At 69.2% G+C, this 15,608-nt stretch carries 14 protein-coding genes; 7 read left to right on the top strand and 7 right to left on the bottom strand.

Features of this window, described 5'->3' with window-relative positions; all coding sequences use genetic code 11:
* The first annotated feature begins 9 nt into the window (after positions 1-9).
* The 6 genes from VES41_RS13420 to VES41_RS13395 all read left to right on the top strand — a co-directional run bounded on the left by VES41_RS13420 (position 10) and on the right by VES41_RS13395 (position 7,041).
* Entirely contained in the window at positions 10-1,671 is a 1,662-nt protein-coding gene (locus VES41_RS13420) for an indolepyruvate oxidoreductase subunit beta family protein (RefSeq protein ID WP_324817669.1), read from the top strand.
* A 99-nt stretch (positions 1,672-1,770) separates the two neighbouring features.
* Complete coding sequence (locus VES41_RS13415; protein ID WP_324817666.1) at positions 1,771-2,820, top strand: TRAP transporter substrate-binding protein; 1,050 nt, start codon at positions 1,771-1,773, stop codon at positions 2,818-2,820.
* A gap of 1 nt (position 2,821) precedes the next feature.
* The gene (locus tag VES41_RS13410) at positions 2,822-3,391 is read left to right on the top strand and encodes a TRAP transporter small permease (protein ID WP_324817663.1); all 570 of its coding nucleotides are present in this window, start codon (positions 2,822-2,824) and stop codon (positions 3,389-3,391) included.
* Entirely contained in the window at positions 3,388-4,686 is a 1,299-nt protein-coding gene (locus VES41_RS13405; RefSeq protein WP_324817661.1) for a TRAP transporter permease, read from the top strand. The genes VES41_RS13410 and VES41_RS13405 overlap by 4 nt, the downstream gene beginning before the upstream one ends.
* A 14-nt stretch (positions 4,687-4,700) precedes the next feature.
* A complete protein-coding gene (locus VES41_RS13400) occupies positions 4,701-5,132 on the top strand; it encodes an acyl-CoA thioesterase (RefSeq protein WP_324817658.1) in 432 nt (143 codons plus the stop codon).
* Between the two features lie 427 nt (positions 5,133-5,559).
* Positions 5,560-7,041, top strand: coding sequence for a SulP family inorganic anion transporter (locus VES41_RS13395; protein ID WP_324817655.1), 1,482 nt, complete (start codon positions 5,560-5,562; stop codon positions 7,039-7,041).
* Positions 7,042-7,082: 41 nt separating this feature from the next.
* Here the strand turns inward: VES41_RS13395 and VES41_RS13390 are convergent, their stop codons facing one another.
* The 4 genes from VES41_RS13390 to VES41_RS13375 all read right to left on the bottom strand — a co-directional run bounded on the left by VES41_RS13390 (position 7,083) and on the right by VES41_RS13375 (position 12,147).
* A complete protein-coding gene (locus VES41_RS13390; protein ID WP_324817652.1) occupies positions 7,083-9,191 on the bottom strand; it encodes an alpha/beta hydrolase domain-containing protein in 2,109 nt (702 codons plus the stop codon).
* A 117-nt stretch (positions 9,192-9,308) separates the two neighbouring features.
* Positions 9,309-10,277: a tripartite tricarboxylate transporter substrate binding protein gene (locus VES41_RS13385; protein WP_324817650.1), complete on the bottom strand. Its 969-nt coding sequence runs from the start codon at positions 10,275-10,277 to the stop codon at positions 9,309-9,311.
* A gap of 35 nt (positions 10,278-10,312) precedes the next feature.
* On the bottom strand, positions 10,313-10,681 hold the full coding sequence (locus VES41_RS13380; RefSeq protein WP_324817648.1) for an AtuA-related protein: 369 nt from the start codon (positions 10,679-10,681) through the stop codon (positions 10,313-10,315).
* Positions 10,678-12,147: an acyclic terpene utilization AtuA family protein gene (locus VES41_RS13375; RefSeq protein ID WP_324817645.1), complete on the bottom strand. Its 1,470-nt coding sequence runs from the start codon at positions 12,145-12,147 to the stop codon at positions 10,678-10,680. Before VES41_RS13375 ends, VES41_RS13380 begins: the two co-directional genes overlap by 4 nt.
* An 81-nt stretch (positions 12,148-12,228) precedes the next feature.
* Here VES41_RS13375 and VES41_RS13370 point away from each other — a divergent pair, with 81 nt between their 5' ends.
* Positions 12,229-13,143 carry a LysR family transcriptional regulator gene (locus VES41_RS13370; protein ID WP_324817642.1) on the top strand — a complete coding sequence of 305 codons (915 nt, stop codon included), beginning with the start codon at positions 12,229-12,231 and terminating at the stop codon, positions 13,141-13,143.
* 52 nt (positions 13,144-13,195) lie between these two features.
* On the opposite strand, the gene VES41_RS13365 is transcribed toward VES41_RS13370, so the two are convergent.
* From VES41_RS13365 to VES41_RS13355, 3 genes are read right to left on the bottom strand one after another with little or no spacing between them, the layout of a single operon-like run.
* Complete coding sequence (locus VES41_RS13365) at positions 13,196-14,047, bottom strand: aldo/keto reductase (RefSeq protein ID WP_324817640.1); 852 nt, start codon at positions 14,045-14,047, stop codon at positions 13,196-13,198.
* 37 nt (positions 14,048-14,084) lie between these two features.
* Positions 14,085-15,068, bottom strand: coding sequence for an aldo/keto reductase (locus tag VES41_RS13360; RefSeq protein ID WP_324817637.1), 984 nt, complete (start codon positions 15,066-15,068; stop codon positions 14,085-14,087).
* Positions 15,046-15,576, bottom strand: a complete 531-nt coding sequence (locus VES41_RS13355) for a (R)-mandelonitrile lyase (RefSeq protein ID WP_324817635.1) — start codon at positions 15,574-15,576, stop codon at positions 15,046-15,048. The genes VES41_RS13360 and VES41_RS13355 overlap by 23 nt, the downstream gene beginning before the upstream one ends.
* Positions 15,577-15,608: the final 32 nt, after the last annotated feature.

Below are 15,608 nucleotides of genomic sequence, written 5' to 3'. Positions count from 1 at the left end.
ACGAACGGCATGGAAGACACCACCCCCATCACCGTGCTGATGTGCGCCCTCGGCGGCGAGGGCGGCGGCGTGCTGACCGAGTGGCTCATCGAGACCGCGCGGCTGGCCGGCTACGCGGCGCAGAGCACGTCCATCCCCGGCGTGGCCCAGCGCACCGGCGCCACCACGTACTACCTGGAAGTGTTCCCGCGGCCCCTGAGCGAATTGCAGGGACGACGACCGGTCTTCAGCCTCAGCCCGGTGCCCGGCACACTGGACCTGCTGGTCTCGTCCGAGCTGCTCGAGACGGTGCGCCAGATAGGCAACGGCATGAGCAGCGCGCAACGCACGCAGGTCATCACCTCGTCGGCGCGCACCCTCACCACCGCCGAGCGCATGGTTCCCGGCGACGGCCGCGCCGACGCCCGCAAGCTCATCGACGTCGTGCGCGCCTTCAGCCGCGAGCACCACGTGTTCGACATGAGCGAGACGGCGCGCGAGGCCGGCACCATCGTCAGCGCGGTCATGCTCGGCGCCATCGCAGGCTGCGGCGTACTGCCCTTCACGCGCGAGCAGTACGAGCGAGCCGTCGCCGGCCCCGGCCACACGCCGCAGACCGCCAGCCGCGTCGTGCGCGCCAACCTGGCGGCCTTCTCGCTGGCCTTCGCGCGGGCCGAAGCTGCGCGCACGCAGGCGCAGCAGGTGCGCGAACTGATGCGCGACGCGCCGGCCCGGCGCCGCGAGGTGCATGCCGCGCTGCCCGGCACGGCGCGCCGGCTGTTCCCGCCACAGGTGCAGGACGTGCTCGCCCTCGGCTACGCACGCCTGGTCGACTACCAGGACGAAGACTATGCCGCCAGCTACGTCACCCGGCTGTCGCACGTGCTGATCGCCGAATCGGCGATCGACCCGGCCGGCACCAACGGCTGGGCCATCACGCGCGAAGTGGCCCGCTGGCTCGCGCTGTGGATGGCCTTCGACGACATCGTGCGGGTGGCCGACCTCAAGAGCCGGGCCAGCCGTGCCCGGCGGGTGCGCGGCGAAGTCAAGGCCGGCGACGCCGACATCCTGAAGGTGTACGAGCATTTCAAGCCCGGCGTCCCGGAATTCGCGGCGCTGCTTCCGGCCGCGCTGGCGTGGCGCCTCAAGGCCTGGGACACGCGGCGGCAGGCCGCGGGCAAGCCGGCGTGGGAAATGGCGCTCAAAGTGGGCAGCCATTCGGTGCTGGGCATGGCGTCGCTGCGGCTGCTGGCCGGCCTGCGCGGACAACGCCGGCGCGGCAGCCGCTTCGCCGAAGAGCAGGCGCTAATGCAGCGCTGGCTCAGTGCGGTGATCGCCGGCACCACCGAAGGCAGCTGGGACCTGGGTCGCGAGATCGCCGATTGCGGCCGGCTCATCAAGGGCTACGGCGCAACGCTCGAACGCGGCAAGCGCAACCTGCTGCACGTGATCGAGCACCTGGCCATCGCGCCGCTGCCGGACGCCACGCCGGAATCGCGCGCCCTGGCCATTGCCGAAGTGCGCACGGCCGCACTGGCCGACGACAGCGGGCGCGCGCTCGACGCCGCGCTCACGCGCCATGGCGCCCCGCCGCGCCCGGTTCCGGTGCAGCCCATCCGCTGGATGCGCCGGCCGCCAACGCCCGCCACCACGGAGAAACCCGCCGGTGCAAGCGGAGGCGCGTCAAGGTAAACGCGGATTCTGGCGCCCCGCATTCTTATCAAGAATAACGATCCCCGGTGCATCCGCCATCGCCGTATCCATTGACTGACTGAAGCCAGGAGACAACGCATGACAAGAACACGCCAACCGCACCACCGCACCTCGCGCACAGCCCTGGCCCTGGCGGCCGCGTTGGCGGCGCTGGCCGGCGCGCCAGCCATTGCGCAGGACAAGCCGGTCAACCTGAAGATGTCGAGCTGGGTGCCGGCGCAGCATCCGCTCAACCCGGCGCTGCAGGCCTGGGCCGACGACATCAAGAAGGCATCGGGCGGCACCATCACCGCCACGCTGTTCCCTTCGGAGCAGCTGGGCAAGGCGTTCGACCACTACGACATGGCGCGCGACGGCATCGCCGATGCGGCCTACATCAACCCCGGCTACCAGCCCGGGCGCTTCCCGATCATGGCCGGCGCCTCGCTGCCCTTCCTGTTCTCCAACGGCAAGAGCGGCTCGGCCGCCATCGACGCGTGGTACCGCCAGTACGCCGCCAAGGAGATGAAGGACATCAAGTACTGCTTCGCCTTCGTGCACGACCCCGGCACCTTCCACGCGCGCAAGAAGATCACCCTGCCCACCGACATCAGCGGCATGAAGATCCGCCCCGCCACCAGCACCATCGGCCAGATGGTCACGCAGCTGGGCGGCACCAACGTGCAAGCCTCGGCGCCGGCGGCGCGCGACGCGCTGGAGAAGGGCGTGGCCGATGCCATCACCTTCCCCTGGGGTTCGATCATCCTGTTCGGCATCGACAAGGTGGTCAAGTTCCACATGGACGTCCCGCTGTACGTCACGCCGTTCGTGTGGGGCCTGAACAAGGACAAGTACGACGCCATGTCGGCCGCCCAGAAGAAGGTGATCGACGACCATTGCACCAGCGAGTGGGCCGAGAAGGTCGCCGGCCCCTGGGCCGACTACGAGGCCGCCGGCCGCGGCAAGATCGCGGCGGAGGCCGGCCACGAGGTCTACAAGCTCACGCCCGAACAGCTGGATGCCTGGCGCAAGGCCGTGGCCCCGGTGGAAACCCAGTGGGCCGAGGGCGTGAAGAAAACCGGCGAAGACCCCAAGGCCGTGCTCGACGCGCTCAAGGCCAGCCTGAAGAAGCACAACGCCGCGCTGTGATGTGACCGCCGCCACGCCCGCTCCAGCCACGCCGCCGCCCGCGCCGAACCTCACCGACCGCATCATCAACACCATCGAATGGCTGGCCGCCATTTCGGTGGGCGTGGTCGCGCTGAACATCTTCGTGTCGGTGGTGCTGCGCAAGTTCTTCAGCACTTCCATTCCGGACGCGTACGACTTCGGCCGCATGCTGCTGTCGATCCTCATCTTCTGGGGCATCGCGGCCACCAGCTACCGCGGCGGCCACATCACGGTGGACCTGCTGTGGAGCGCGATGGGACCGAAGGCCAGGCGCGCCATCGACGTGTTCGCCACGCTGACGCTGCTGGTGTTCGTGGTCATGCAGACCGCCATGCTGTTCGACAAGGTGCGCCTGACGCGCATCGACAACGTGCTCACCTACGACCTGAACCTGCCCACCTGGCCGTTCTATGCCGTGGCCTGGCTCGGCGACGCATGCGCCGTGGTGCTCATCGCGGTGCGCACCTGGCGCCTGATCTTCGCGCCGCAGAAGCTGCACGACGAAGGCTACGAGCAGGCCCATCCCACACTCGAGGAAGACAAGTCTTGAGCACCGACCTGGTCGCCGTCATCGGCTTTGTGGCGCTGTTCGCGCTGATGTTGCTGCGCGTGCCGGTCGGCATGGCGATGGGCCTGGTCGGCGTGGTCGGCTACAGCTACGTGGTGGGTGTGTGGCCGGCGCTCAAGCTGGTTGGCCAGACCTCGCTGCGCACCGTGTCCGACTACACCTTCGGCGTGATCCCGATGTTCATGCTCATGGGCGCGCTGGTCACGGTCTCCGGCGTCAGCCGCGAGCTGTTCAAGGCGGCCAACTCGATGATCGGCCACATGCGCGGCGGACTCGGCGCGGCCACGGTGCTGGCCTGCGGGGGCTTCGCGGCGATCAGCGGCTCGTCGGTCGCCACCGCCGCCACGTTCTCCAACGTGGCCTACCCGGAGATGCGCCGCTTCAGGTATCCCGAGTCGTTCTCCACCGGCGTGATCGCCGCCGGCGGCACGCTCGGCGCGATGCTGCCGCCGTCGACCGTGCTGGCGGTCTACGCCATCCTCACCGAGCAGGACATCGGCAAGCTGTTCATGGCCGGCATCATCCCCGGCCTGCTGGCGATGGCCATGTACGTGCTGACCATCATGCTGATCGTGCGCCTGCGTCCGGGCTGGCTGCCGCGCGGCGAGCAGCGGCCCTGGCGCGAGCGCTTTGCCGACCTCAAGAGCGTGTGGGCGCCGATCCTGCTGTTCGTCTTCGTCATCGGTGGCCTGTACGGCGGCTTCTTCACCCCGACCGAAGCCGGCGGCGTGGGCGCCAGCGGCGCCTTTCTGCTGGGGCTGGCACGGCGCCGGCTCGACCGCGCCAAGATCCGCGAGGCGCTGCTGTCGGCCACGCGCACCTCGGCGGCGGTGTTCACCGTGCTCATCGGCGCGCTGCTGTTCGGCTATTTCCTCACCGTCACGCAGACGCCGCAGAAGATCACCGACTTCCTGGTCCACCTGGGCATCGGCCCCTACGGCGTGCTGCTGGTGCTGATGGCGATGTACCTGGCGCTGGGCTGCCTGATGGACGCCATGGCGATGATCATCCTGACCGTGCCGATCGTGTTCCCGGTGATCACCCACCTGGGCTTCGACCCGATCTGGTTCGGCATCGTCATCGTCATGACGGTCGAGCTGGGCCTGATCACGCCGCCGGTGGGCATGAACGTGTTCGTCATCAAGAGCGTGGTGGAGAAGGTGAGCTTTTCCACCATCTTCCGCGGCGTGGCGCCGTTCGTCGTCACCGACGTCGTGCGCCTGGGCATCATCATCGCCTTCCCGATGCTGGCGCTGTGGCTGCCCTCGCGCATGTAGGCAAGAATGCGCGCATGAGCAAGGAAGTCATCTACACCGTCCGCGTCGAATTCGGCGACTGCGATCCGGCCGGCATCGTCTGGTTCCCCAACTTCTTCCGCTGGATCGATGCGGCGTCGCGCCATTTCTTCGCCGAGTGCGGCGTGCCGCGCTGGGAGGAAACCGCGCAGACGCTGGGCGTGATCGGCACGCCGCTGGTCGACACGCAGGCCAGGTTCGTCGCCACCGCCAGTTACGGCGACACGCTGGAGGTGCGCACCAGCGTGCGCGAGTGGCGCAGCAAGAGCTTCGTGCAGGCCTATCGCGTCATGCGCGGCGACACGCTCATCCTGGAATGCCAGGAGGTCCGCATCTTCGGTGGCAAGCATGCCGACGGGCGCCTGCGCGCCATGCCGGTGCCCGACGAGATCGCCCGCCTGTGCGGCCGCGAGACGGACGTCGCCTGAGCCGTGCACCGGTCTGGCGCACCGCGCTGGCCCCGGCTGTCACGGCACTGTCAAAGATGTCCCCCGGGCACGGGGACAAGCTTGTGGACAACCTGGAGACGACGCCGCACAGGCCTTGTCCGACAAGGGTTTGCGACAAATTGCCTACTTCGTGAGCACATGCCGGTCCGGCGGACCGGATCCGTGCGCGCCGTTGGGCGCCCGCGACCGCACGATACAATCGCTCGGTGTTCTCCCTGATCCCCGACGCCCCCCGTCCTGACGCATCGCCTCGCGTCAGCGGGCTGCCGCTGGGTCACTTCCGCTCCGTCGCACCGCCCTGACATCCGGGCCGCGTTGGGCGCCGGCCGGCGCCGCTTTTCGAGCACATACCTCTTCGCGTTTCCCTGACTTCCCGCCGCCGGCGCGGCCCGGCGGCGTCTTGCCCATGAACATTCAACAAGTGCGGATGGAGTGGTTCTCCAACATCCGCGACGACGTGCTGGCCGGCCTCGTGGTGGCGCTGGCGCTGATTCCCGAGGCCATTGCCTTCTCCATCATCGCGGGCGTCGATCCGAAGGTGGGCCTGTACGCCTCCTTCTCCATCGCCACCATCATCGCGTTCGCGGGTGGACGGCCGGCGATGATCTCCGCCGCCACCGGCGCCATGGCGCTGGTGATGGCCAGCCTGGTCAGGGAACACGGCCTGCAATACCTGCTGGCCGCCACGGTGCTGACCGGCGTGCTGCAGATCGCCGCCGGCCGCCTGCGGCTGGCGGCGCTGATGCGCTTCGTCTCGCGCTCGGTGGTCACCGGCTTCGTCAACGCGCTGGCCATCCTGATCTTCATGGCGCAGTTGCCCGAGCTGATCGACGTGAGCTGGCATGTGTATGCCATGACCGCCGCCGGGCTGGCCATCATCTACGGCCTGCCGCGCATCACGCGCGCGGTGCCTTCCCCGCTGGTGACCATCGTGGTGCTGACGGCGTTGTCGATCGCGCTCGGCCTGGACATCCACACCGTGGGCGACATGGGCGCGCTGCCCGACAGCCTGCCGGTGTTCCTGCTGCCGGACGTGCCGCTGAACCTGGACACGCTGCGCATCATCGCGCCCTACTCGCTCACGCTGACGGTGGTGGGCCTGCTCGAGTCGATGATGACGGCGACCATCGTCGACGACATGACCGACACCCGCAGCGACAAGCACCGCGAGTGCGTCGGCCAGGGCGTGGCCAACCTCGCCACCGGCTTCATCGGCGGCATGGCCGGCTGCGCCATGATCGGCCAGTCCGTCATCAACGTGAAGTCGGGCGGGCGCGGACGCCTGTCGACCCTGACCGCGGGCGTCGTGCTGCTGATCCTCGTGGTCTTCCTGGGCGACTGGGTTCGCCGCATCCCGATGGCCGCACTGGTCGCCGTGATGATCATGGTCTCGATCGGCACCTTCAACTGGAAGTCCCTGCGCGACCTGCGCACGCACCCGGCAAGCTCGAGCGTGGTCATGCTGGCAACGGTGGCGATGACCGTGGCCACCCACGATCTGGCCAAGGGCGTGCTGACGGGCGTGCTGCTCTCGGGCGTCTTCTTCGCGCAGAAGGTCGGGCGCATCCTCGCCGTGAATTCGCACACCGCAGCCGGCGGGCGCGAGCGCACCTACGAGGTCGCCGGCCAGGTGTTCTTCGCCAGCGCCGAGCAGTTCGCGAACGCGTTCGACTGCAGGGAGTCGCTGGACGGGGTGCGCATCGACGTCAGCCGCGCGCATTTCTGGGACATCACCGCCGTCGGCGCGCTGGACAAGGTCGTGCTCAAGTTCCGGCGCGCAGGCACCCCTGTCGAGGTGCTGGGCCTGAACGCGGCCAGCGCCACGCTGGTGGGGCGCTTCGCGGTTCACGACAAGAACGGCGGCGACGCCGTGCCTGCCGGCCACTAGCGCGAAGCCGCGGCCCGTCGCCGGGCCGCGCCGCCTCTTCTTCAGGGCAGCACAGCGGTCCCTGCTGCGTTCGCGATGGCCGCGTCCGCATCGACCTTGAGCATGAAGCGCCGCGCCACCAGGTCGTTCGCGGCCGCCGTCACGGCCGCCACATATCCCGCCTGGTCGCCGTAGCGCGCTTCGATCGAGCTGCGGGGGTCGCCGTTGCCGATGCGCTGCGCCTCGGTCTTGGCAAACGGAAATATCGAACCGACCAGGCCGGCCTGATCGATGCGTCCAGGCACGGCGGTGACGTTCCACCCGGTGTGCGTGGCCAGCGGCACGGCGATGTCCAGGCTGCGGATGCCGGCGACGTCGTTGCCGTCGGCATCGACCTGCGGCACCAGGATGGCGTAGTCGCGTCCCAGGTTGGCGGGCGGCTGCAGGCTGGCCACGCCGCTTTCGTCCTGCGGGCGGTAGTCGGGGCCCCAGTCGAGGAGCGAGTAGCCATTCACCAGGCCGGTGTACGACATGCCAGGAATGGCCGGGAAGCTGACCTGCTGCGGCCGCACCAGCGTGCCGTCGGCAATACGCGGCACCTGGCTGTCCGGCGGTGCCTTGCCGTCGACGACCCATTCCTCGAGGTCATGGTACAGCGCGCGAACCACCGGGATGACCGCGGTATTGCCGTTGGTGGGGTACAGGCTGTTCGACGCCGGACCCAGGATCGCCGCTGCCTGCGTGCCACTCATCGACGGCAGGCCAAGGAGGTGGTGCGAGCTGGCGTAGTAGTAGATGCGCGCATTCGCGGGCTGCTCGAGATCGCGCGTGCCCCAGGCGTCGGTCAGGAGGGGTGAGCCCTGCAGCGTCCAGAACTCGGTGCCGCTGAAGCCGACGAACAGCTTCGGACAGGTGCCGTCGGCCTCGCAGCGCGAGAAGATGCCGCCCTGCCGCTGCGCCACCTCGTCGACGTAGTCCTTCGACAGGCCGCGCGTGCCGGCCTGTCCGAAGGCCGTGTGGTCCGAGCGTACGCCACCGCCGCCCCCGGGCACCGAGAAGCGCGTGTTGATGTTCGTCTGCCGCGCCGCGATCTGCGCGAACACGCCATCGAACACCCTGGCCCCGGATGGCGCACGGTTGAAGCCCAGGTGGACGAAGGTCTTCATGAAATTGCCGCACTGCGACACGCCCGACGCGATCGCGTGCCGGATCGCGCCGGCTACCGGGTTGGCGTCGCCCTGCGCGGTACTGGCGCCGCCGCGGAAGAAGGTGACCATGTCGCGCAACGCGGCCAGGCCGAGACCCATCACCTTCGGGTCCTTCGCAACGTAGACGAGTTCGTAGAAATACGCCGGATCCCAGCCGCCCTTGACGCACACGCTGGCGCCGTCCGGCGTACCCGGGAACGGCTGGCTCGAGTTGCATCTGGCGAACTTCCAGTCGCTCGCGGGGATGGTCTCGCGCGCGTCGCCTTCGTTGACGCGTCGCGTCAGCGCATAGCCGGGCTGCGTGTTGTCCAGGCTGGCCGGCGGGTACGGCTGCATCGCCGCGTTGAAGGCGCCGCCCGGCAGCGACAGCGAGTCGGCGCTCGCGACGCTGGGCAGCAACTCGGTCCGATAGGTGCCGGTGATGCTGCTGCCGTCGGCATTCGTCGCCACCGGCACCTGCAGCGTGAGCTTGCCGGGCGCCGCCGGCACGTCGCCCTGCCAGGCGGCGGTCAGGAATACGTAGCCGCGCGCGGCGAAGTACGGGTCTAGCGCCACCGCGTTGCCGCGGTTGGGCGCGTCGTAGCGCAGCACGCCGCCGGCCTTGCTCATGTCCTTGGGTTTGTAGAGGACGAAGTCCGATCGGTACTCGACCTTGCCGTTGGCATTGCGCGGAGCCAGCGCAATGTCCTGGATGATGGTATTTGCCGCATCCGCCGGATCGACCTCGCCGGTGAACGTGCCGCTGACCTTCTCGTAGGCACCGGCGCTACCGAAGCTGCCGGGGACGTCCTCGGTTGCCTGGATCGACAGCGTGAACTTCGGCGCGGCTGCCGCCGGCGGCGGCGCTCCACCTCCGTCGCCCGAAGGCGGCGGTGCATGGCCCGCACTGTCGTGGCCTCCGCACGCACTCAACACATACACGGCCGTCATCGCGACGGCAGCCCGAAGGCTCCTTCGAATCATGGTTGTCTCCTGGTTGTATTGGACGGAACTTGGCAGCGCCGCGTCCGGGCGCAAATTGGCCAGCCGAAGCCCGCGGCCCGCATCCGTTCCGGGTGCGGCCTCAGGCGCCCGGCCGCATCACTCCGCCTCGATCCCCGCGGTCTTGATGATGGCGGCCCACTTGGCCGACTCGGCAGCCTGGAACTTCGCCAGTTCCTCGGGGCTGGTGGTGAACACCTCGGTGCCGGTCGGTCGGTAGAAGGCGTTGGCCGCGGCCTCGCTGCGCGCCGCCTTGGCCAGGAGCTCGTTCAGGCGCTTGACCACTGCCGGCGGCGTGTTGGCCGGCGCGTAGGCGGCGAACCAGTAGCCCATCTCGTAGCCCTTGACGCCGGCCTCGGCGATGGTGGGCACGTCGGGTGCGAGCGGCGAACGCGTGGCGCTCGAATAGCCCAGCGGCCGCAGCTTGCCCGCCTTGACCTGCGGCAGTCCGGTGGCGCTGTCGGTGATCATCATGTCGATCTGGCCGCCCAGCAGGTCGGTGACGGCGAGCGTGTTGCTCTTGTACGGCACGTGCAGCAGCTTGATGTCGGCCATCTGCTGCAGCAGTTCCCCCGCCATGCGGCTCGACGAGCTGCCGCTGCCGAAGCTGTACTTGCCTGGCGACTTCTTCGCCATGCCGACGAAGTCCATGACCGACTTGGCCGGCGATGCCGTGTTGACCACCATGATCTGCCCGCCCTTGCCCAGGCCGGTCAGCGGCGCGAAGTCCTTGACCGGGTCGTACGGCAACTTCTTGTACAGGTGCTCGTTGGCCGCATGCGTGGTGTTGGTGGTGATCAGCACCGTGTAGCCGTCCGGCGCCGCCTTGGCCACCTGCTGCGCGGCGATCATGCCGCTGGCGCCGGCCTTGTTGTCGATCACCACCGCCTGCTTGCCATCCTGCGCCACCTCGTTGCCGATGGCACGGGCCAACTGGTCGGTGGCGGTGCCGGCGGCAAACGGCACGACGAAGGTGATCGGCTTGTCGGGAAATGCCTGCGCGGCCAGGGGCAGCGCGGCCGCGACGGCCGCGGCGGCCAGCAGGTGAAGGCGAGTTCTGTTTCTCATGCGTGTTGTCTCCAGGTTGAAATCTTCTTGCGGCCTCAGCCGTCTCCGGCCAGGTACGGCACCAGCGCCTGCGGCACGCGAATGCGCAGGTCGAGCAGCAGGAACGACAGCGACTTGCCGTGCGTGTCGAGGTTCAGCGCGTCGTTGACGCCCCCGTCGAGCACGCCGTCGAGCACGAAGTTCATGGCGTGCAGCCCCGGCAGCACGAAGCGCTGGACGTGCGTGGGACGGCGGTGGCGGAACTGCGCCGCAACGGCATCGGTGTCCACCTGCGCGACCAGCAGCGGAAAGAGCGCCGGATGCCAGGCAATGACGCTGATGTTGGATCGATCGCCCTTGTCGCCGGTGCGCCCGTGCGCGGCGCGGTAGAGCGGGACCTCGATGGTGTCGGCGGATGTGTTCATGGCCCGTGCCCCTCCAGCCCGGCGGAAATCGTTTCGCCCGCCAGCGGCGCGTCTTCGGCGCCCATGTGCTGTACGCGCACCGGCACGGCTCGCCGCGCGAGCAGGCAGGACACGGTGTTCAAGCGCTGGGTGAGCGCGGTGCGCACGCCGCCGCCACCCGCCGGGCCGCAGGTGTAGAGGGCGGTCACCTCGCGGGCCAGCAGTTCGGCCTCGGCGCGGCGGGCGTGGGTTGCCGCCACGCGCAGGCGCACGTCGCGCAGGCCTTGCTCCGGCGTCGCCGCCAACGTGGCGCCTGCGTCATCGGCCAGGATGCTGACCGCGCCGATCAGGTCGACACGCAGCGACAGGCCGGGCAGGCGCTCGCGCAGCACCTGCGCCGCCAGGCGGGCGCGCGCCTCGGCGCGCGGGCCGGCGTAGGAGATCTCGCCCTCGGCCAGCCAGCCGCCTTCATGGCAGACGTTGACCTTGAACTGCGCCGGCCGCGGATGCCCGGTCACGCCGCTGAGCCGCACCCGGTCCGGGCCGAGGGCTTGCACCCGGGCCTGCGAAAGATCGGCCACCACGTCCGGCGTCAGGTAGGCGGCCGGGTCGTGCACCTCGTAGAGCAGCTGTTCCTTGACCGATGCTTCGGTCACTGCGCCGCCGGTGCCGTCGGCCTTGCCGATGACGCAGCCGCCGTCGGCATCGATCTCGGCAATGGGAAAGCCCAGCGCCGCCATGCCCGGCACGTCCTTGTAGCCCGGGTCGGCGAAATAACCGCCCGTGACCTGCGCGCCGCATTCCAGCAGGTGGCCCGCCATGGTCGCGCGGCCCAGGCGCGGCCAGTCGTCGGCACGCCAGCCGAAGTGCGACATTGCCGGCCCCACGGTGAGCGACGGATCGGCCACCCGGCCGCACACGACGATCTGCGCGCCGTCGTCCAGCGCAAGCGCGATCGGCTCGGCGCCGATGTAGGCATTGGCACTGACCACGTCCAGCGCATCCAGCGCGCTGCCGATCTGCTCGCGCAGCAGCGCGCGCTGCGCGGGCGAAGACAGGTCGTCGCCCTCCACCACCGCCACCCGCGGCGCCGGCGCGCCGAGTTCGTGCGCCATGCGCAGGATGTGGCGCGCCGCCGCGCGCGGATTGGCCGCGCCGAAGTTGCTGACGATGCGGATGCCGTGCGCCAGGCAGCGCGCCAGCACGGGCCGCAGCATGGCGTCGAGCAGCGGTTCGTAGCCAGCCTCGGAGTCGGCGCGCCGGCGCAGTTGGGCCAGCGCCAGCGTGCGCTCGGCGAGCGTCTCGAAGATCAGGAAGGCCCGACTCCCCGCCGGACCATCCCGCAGCCGCGCGATCAGCGTGTCCACCACGGGGCCCGCGGCATCGGTGCGGTCGCCCGAGAACCCGGCGGCGCAGCCGACCAGCAGCGCACCTGCGTCCGCCTGCTCGCGCGGCGGCGCCGGATGGGAAGGGCTGGCGTTCGACATGGGCGGACTGTATGAGTACGCTAGTCATCGGTGAAATAGAAAATTCGGATCGATTGATCCAATATCCAGATTGGTCCACCCATGCGTCCTCCCGACCTTTCCACGCGCCAGCTGCGCGCCTTCCTGGCGCTGGCCGAGCAGCGCAACTTCACGCGCGCCGCACAGCACAGCCACCTGTCGCAGCCGGCCTTCAGCGCGCTGATCCGCACGCTCGAAGACAGCCTGGGCGCGCGCCTGTTCGACCGCGACACGCGCAGCGTCCAGCTCACGCCCGAAGGGCAGTTGTTCGAGGCGTCCGCCCGCCGGCTGCTCGATGACGCCGGCCAGGCGCTGCAGGACCTGGCCGACCACGTGGCCCTGCGCAAGGGACGCGTGCGCGTGGCTGCCCTGCCTTCGCTCGCGGCGGGCTGGCTGCCGGGCGTGTTCGCCGAATACCTTGCCGCGTCGCCCGGCATCCGCGTCGACCTGCGCGATGCGCTGTCCGACGCCTGCATTGCGATGGTGCGCGGCGGCGAGGTCGACTTCGCCCTGGCCGCCACCGGCGCCGAGCCTTCCGCCCAGGGCGACCTGCGCAGCCGCCGCCTGTGCGCCGACGGGTTCCACCTGGTGTGCCGCGCCGATCATCCGCTGGTGCGCGAGAAGCGCCTGACGGCGCGCAAGCTCGCGCCATGGCCCTTCGTCCAGATGGCGCGCAACAGCAGCGTGCGCCAGGCGCTCGACGCGGCGCTGCACCCGCTGCGACTGAACACGCAGTTCGAGGTGGAACACCTGGCCACCGTCACCGGCCTGGTCGAGGCGGGGCTCGGCATCAGCGTGGTGCCGGCGCTGACGCTGTTCCATTTCCGGCGCGACGGCGTGGTGACGCGCCCGCTGCCGCTGCCGGGCCTGCGGCGCCAGCTGTATCTGGTGCAGCGGCGCGAGGGCAGCCTGTCGGTGGCGGCGCAGTCGCTGGCGGACCTGATCGTTGCGCGCCTGGGTGAGCTGATGGTGGGCTGAGGGACGGCGCCGGAAGCGCGGCACCGGCACCGGGGCGGGAACGGAACGTCGGTCAGACGCCCAGGCGCCGCTCGCTCATCCACTTGACGATCGCCGGATCGCGGTGCGAGAAGAAGCTGCTCGCGCCCGTCTCCAGCGTCGCGATGCGATCCATGTCCTGCGGCGTCAGCGTGAAGTCGAAGATGTCCAGGTTCTCCACCATCCGCTCCTTGCGCACCGACTTGGCCAACGCCACCACGCCCCGCTGCACCAACCAGCGCAGCACCACCTGCCCCACCGATTTGCCGTACTTGCCGCCGATCGACGCCAGGACTTCGTTCTGGAAAAGGTTGTTGCGCCCTTCGGCAAACGGCGCCCAGGCCTCGGGCTGCACGCCGTTGCCCCGCATGAAGGCCACGCTCTGCTCCTGCTGGTGGAAGGGATTGACCTCGATCTGGTTCACCGCCGGCGGCACCTCGTTGAAAGCCTTGATGTCCATCAGCCGATCCGGCTGGAAGTTGCTCAGGCCGATCGCGCGGAGCTTGCCCGCCTTGTGTGCCTCCTCCATGGCGCGCCACGAGCCATGGACGTCCCCGAAGGGCTGGTGAATGAGATAGAGGTCGAGGTAGTCGAGCTGAAGCCGGCCAAGCGACTTGTCGATCGCCTGCCGCGTGCGCTCGAAGCCTGCATCCTCCACCCACACCTTGCTCGTGACGAACAGGTCCTTGCGCGCAACCGCGCTGGCGCGCAAGCCGCGGCCGACGGCGTCCTCGTTCATGTACGAGGCCGCCGTGTCGATCAGGCGATAGCCGGCGTCGATGGCGTCGACGACGCTGCGCTCGCACTCGTTGGCATCGGCGATCTGGAAGACCCCGAAGCCGACGATCGGCATCTGCACCCCATTGTTCAATGTGACGTTGAGCATGTTCGATCCTTTGTTGGTCGCATCGCGGGCGATGGAATCAATTGCCGACGAGCTTTTGCCGATCCGCTGAATAGCGCGCGCCCTGGACCGGAACGGCGGCCACGGCAGCCTCGATCTCCTGGAGGTCCTCGGGCGACAGCAGCACCGACGCGGCGCCCGCATTCTCTTCGAGACGATGCAGCCTGGTGGTGCCGGGAATCGGAACGATCCAGGGCTTGCGGGACAGCAGCCATGCCAGCGCAAGTTGCGCCGGCGTGACCTGCCGGCGCGCCGCAATGCCCGCCAGCACGTCGACCAGGGCGCGATTGGCCTGCCGCGCCTGAGGAGCGAAGCGCGGCACGGTGTTGCGGAAATCGGTCGCGTCGAAACTTGTCTGCGCATCGATCGCACCCGTCAGGAACCCCTTGCCCAGCGGGCTGAACGGCACGAAGCCGATGCCCAGTTCCTCCAGCAGCGCAAGCACCGTGTCTTCCGGTTCGCGCCACCACAGGGAATACTCGCTCTGCAGCGCGGCGACCGGCTGCACCGCATGCGCGCGGCGGATGCTGTCGGCGCCGGCTTCGGACAGGCCGAAGTGCTTCACCTTGCCCTCGCGGACCAGGTCCTTGACGGTGCCCGCCACGTCCTCCATGGGGACGGAGGGGTCGACGCGGTGCTGGTAGAACAGGTCGATCCGGTCGGTGCGAAGGCGTTTGAGCGCTTCGCCGGCCACCTGCCGGATCCGCTCGGGCCGGCTGTCCAGCCCCTTGCTCGTGTCGCCGTCGCGGAAGCCGAACTTCGTCGCGATGACTACCTCGTCGCGCATCGGCTGCAGCGCCTCGCCGACCACGCTTTCGTTGATGAACGGCCCGTAGGCCTCCGCCGTGTCGAAGAACGTGATGCCGCGGTCGAAGGCCGCACGGATCAGCTTGACGGCATCCGCCGTGTCCGTTGCAGGGCCGTAGCCGTAGCTCAGGCCCATGCAGCCGAGGCCCAGGGCCGAGACCTCCAGGCCACTTCTACCGAGTTGTCGTTTTTGCATGTTGTATTCCTTTCAATTGCCCTGCCGGCAGATCCGGCTCATGGTTCGCTAGGTACTGGGTATCGTCGACCTTCTCCATCCAGTCGACCGCCTTGCCGTCGGCCAGCTCCGTGATGGCGATGTGCGTCATGGCGGTGGTCGGTGCTGCGCCGTGCCAGTGCTTCTGGCCCGGCGGGATCCACACCACGTCGCCCGGCCGGATCTCCTCGACCGGATCACCCCAGCGCTGGACTCGGCCGGTGCCGGCCGTCACCACCAGGGTCTGCCCGACCGGATGCGTGTGCCAGGCGGTGCGTGCACCAGGCTCGAACGTGACGTAGGAACCCGTGGCGCGCGTCGGGCCATTGGGCTTCGGGAACAGTGGGTCCACGCGGACGTCGCCCGAGAAGAACTGGGCCGGCCCCTTGGCCGAAGGCTGCGTGCCGGCACGCGCGATCTGCAGGCTGTCCTGCGCGAAGGCGGAAGCCGCCATGGACAGGGAAAGGGCGGTCATCGCCATGGATTTCATGAGTCGGTCCTTTGCTGTGTGTGTCGTTGGGT

The organism is Variovorax sp. (assembly GCF_035634955.1).
GTDB lineage: Bacteria > Pseudomonadota > Gammaproteobacteria > Burkholderiales > Burkholderiaceae_C > Variovorax.
This window is presented reverse-complemented; position numbering and strand designations above follow the sequence as displayed.

What these genes read in the sequence shown, in the direction of transcription:
- VES41_RS13380 (WP_324817648.1), bottom strand. Translation starts at nt 10,681, where the DNA reads ATGAACACATCCGCCGACACCATCGAGGTCCCGCTCTACCGCGCCGCG.
- VES41_RS13375 (WP_324817645.1), bottom strand. Translation starts at nt 12,147, where the DNA reads ATGTCGAACGCCAGCCCTTCCCATCCGGCGCCGCCGCGCGAGCAGGCG.
- VES41_RS13390 (WP_324817652.1), bottom strand. Translation starts at nt 9,191, where the DNA reads ATGATTCGAAGGAGCCTTCGGGCTGCCGTCGCGATGACGGCCGTGTAT.
- VES41_RS13365 (WP_324817640.1), bottom strand. Translation starts at nt 14,047, where the DNA reads ATGCTCAACGTCACATTGAACAATGGGGTGCAGATGCCGATCGTCGGC.
- VES41_RS13355 (WP_324817635.1), bottom strand. Translation starts at nt 15,576, where the DNA reads ATGAAATCCATGGCGATGACCGCCCTTTCCCTGTCCATGGCGGCTTCC.
- VES41_RS13385 (WP_324817650.1), bottom strand. Translation starts at nt 10,277, where the DNA reads ATGAGAAACAGAACTCGCCTTCACCTGCTGGCCGCCGCGGCCGTCGCG.
- VES41_RS13415 (WP_324817666.1), top strand. Translation starts at nt 1,771, where the DNA reads ATGACAAGAACACGCCAACCGCACCACCGCACCTCGCGCACAGCCCTG.
- VES41_RS13420 (WP_324817669.1), top strand. Translation starts at nt 10, where the DNA reads ATGGAAGACACCACCCCCATCACCGTGCTGATGTGCGCCCTCGGCGGC.
- VES41_RS13370 (WP_324817642.1), top strand. Translation starts at nt 12,229, where the DNA reads ATGCGTCCTCCCGACCTTTCCACGCGCCAGCTGCGCGCCTTCCTGGCG.
- VES41_RS13400 (WP_324817658.1), top strand. Translation starts at nt 4,701, where the DNA reads ATGAGCAAGGAAGTCATCTACACCGTCCGCGTCGAATTCGGCGACTGC.
- VES41_RS13395 (WP_324817655.1), top strand. Translation starts at nt 5,560, where the DNA reads ATGAACATTCAACAAGTGCGGATGGAGTGGTTCTCCAACATCCGCGAC.
- VES41_RS13360 (WP_324817637.1), bottom strand. Translation starts at nt 15,068, where the DNA reads ATGCAAAAACGACAACTCGGTAGAAGTGGCCTGGAGGTCTCGGCCCTG.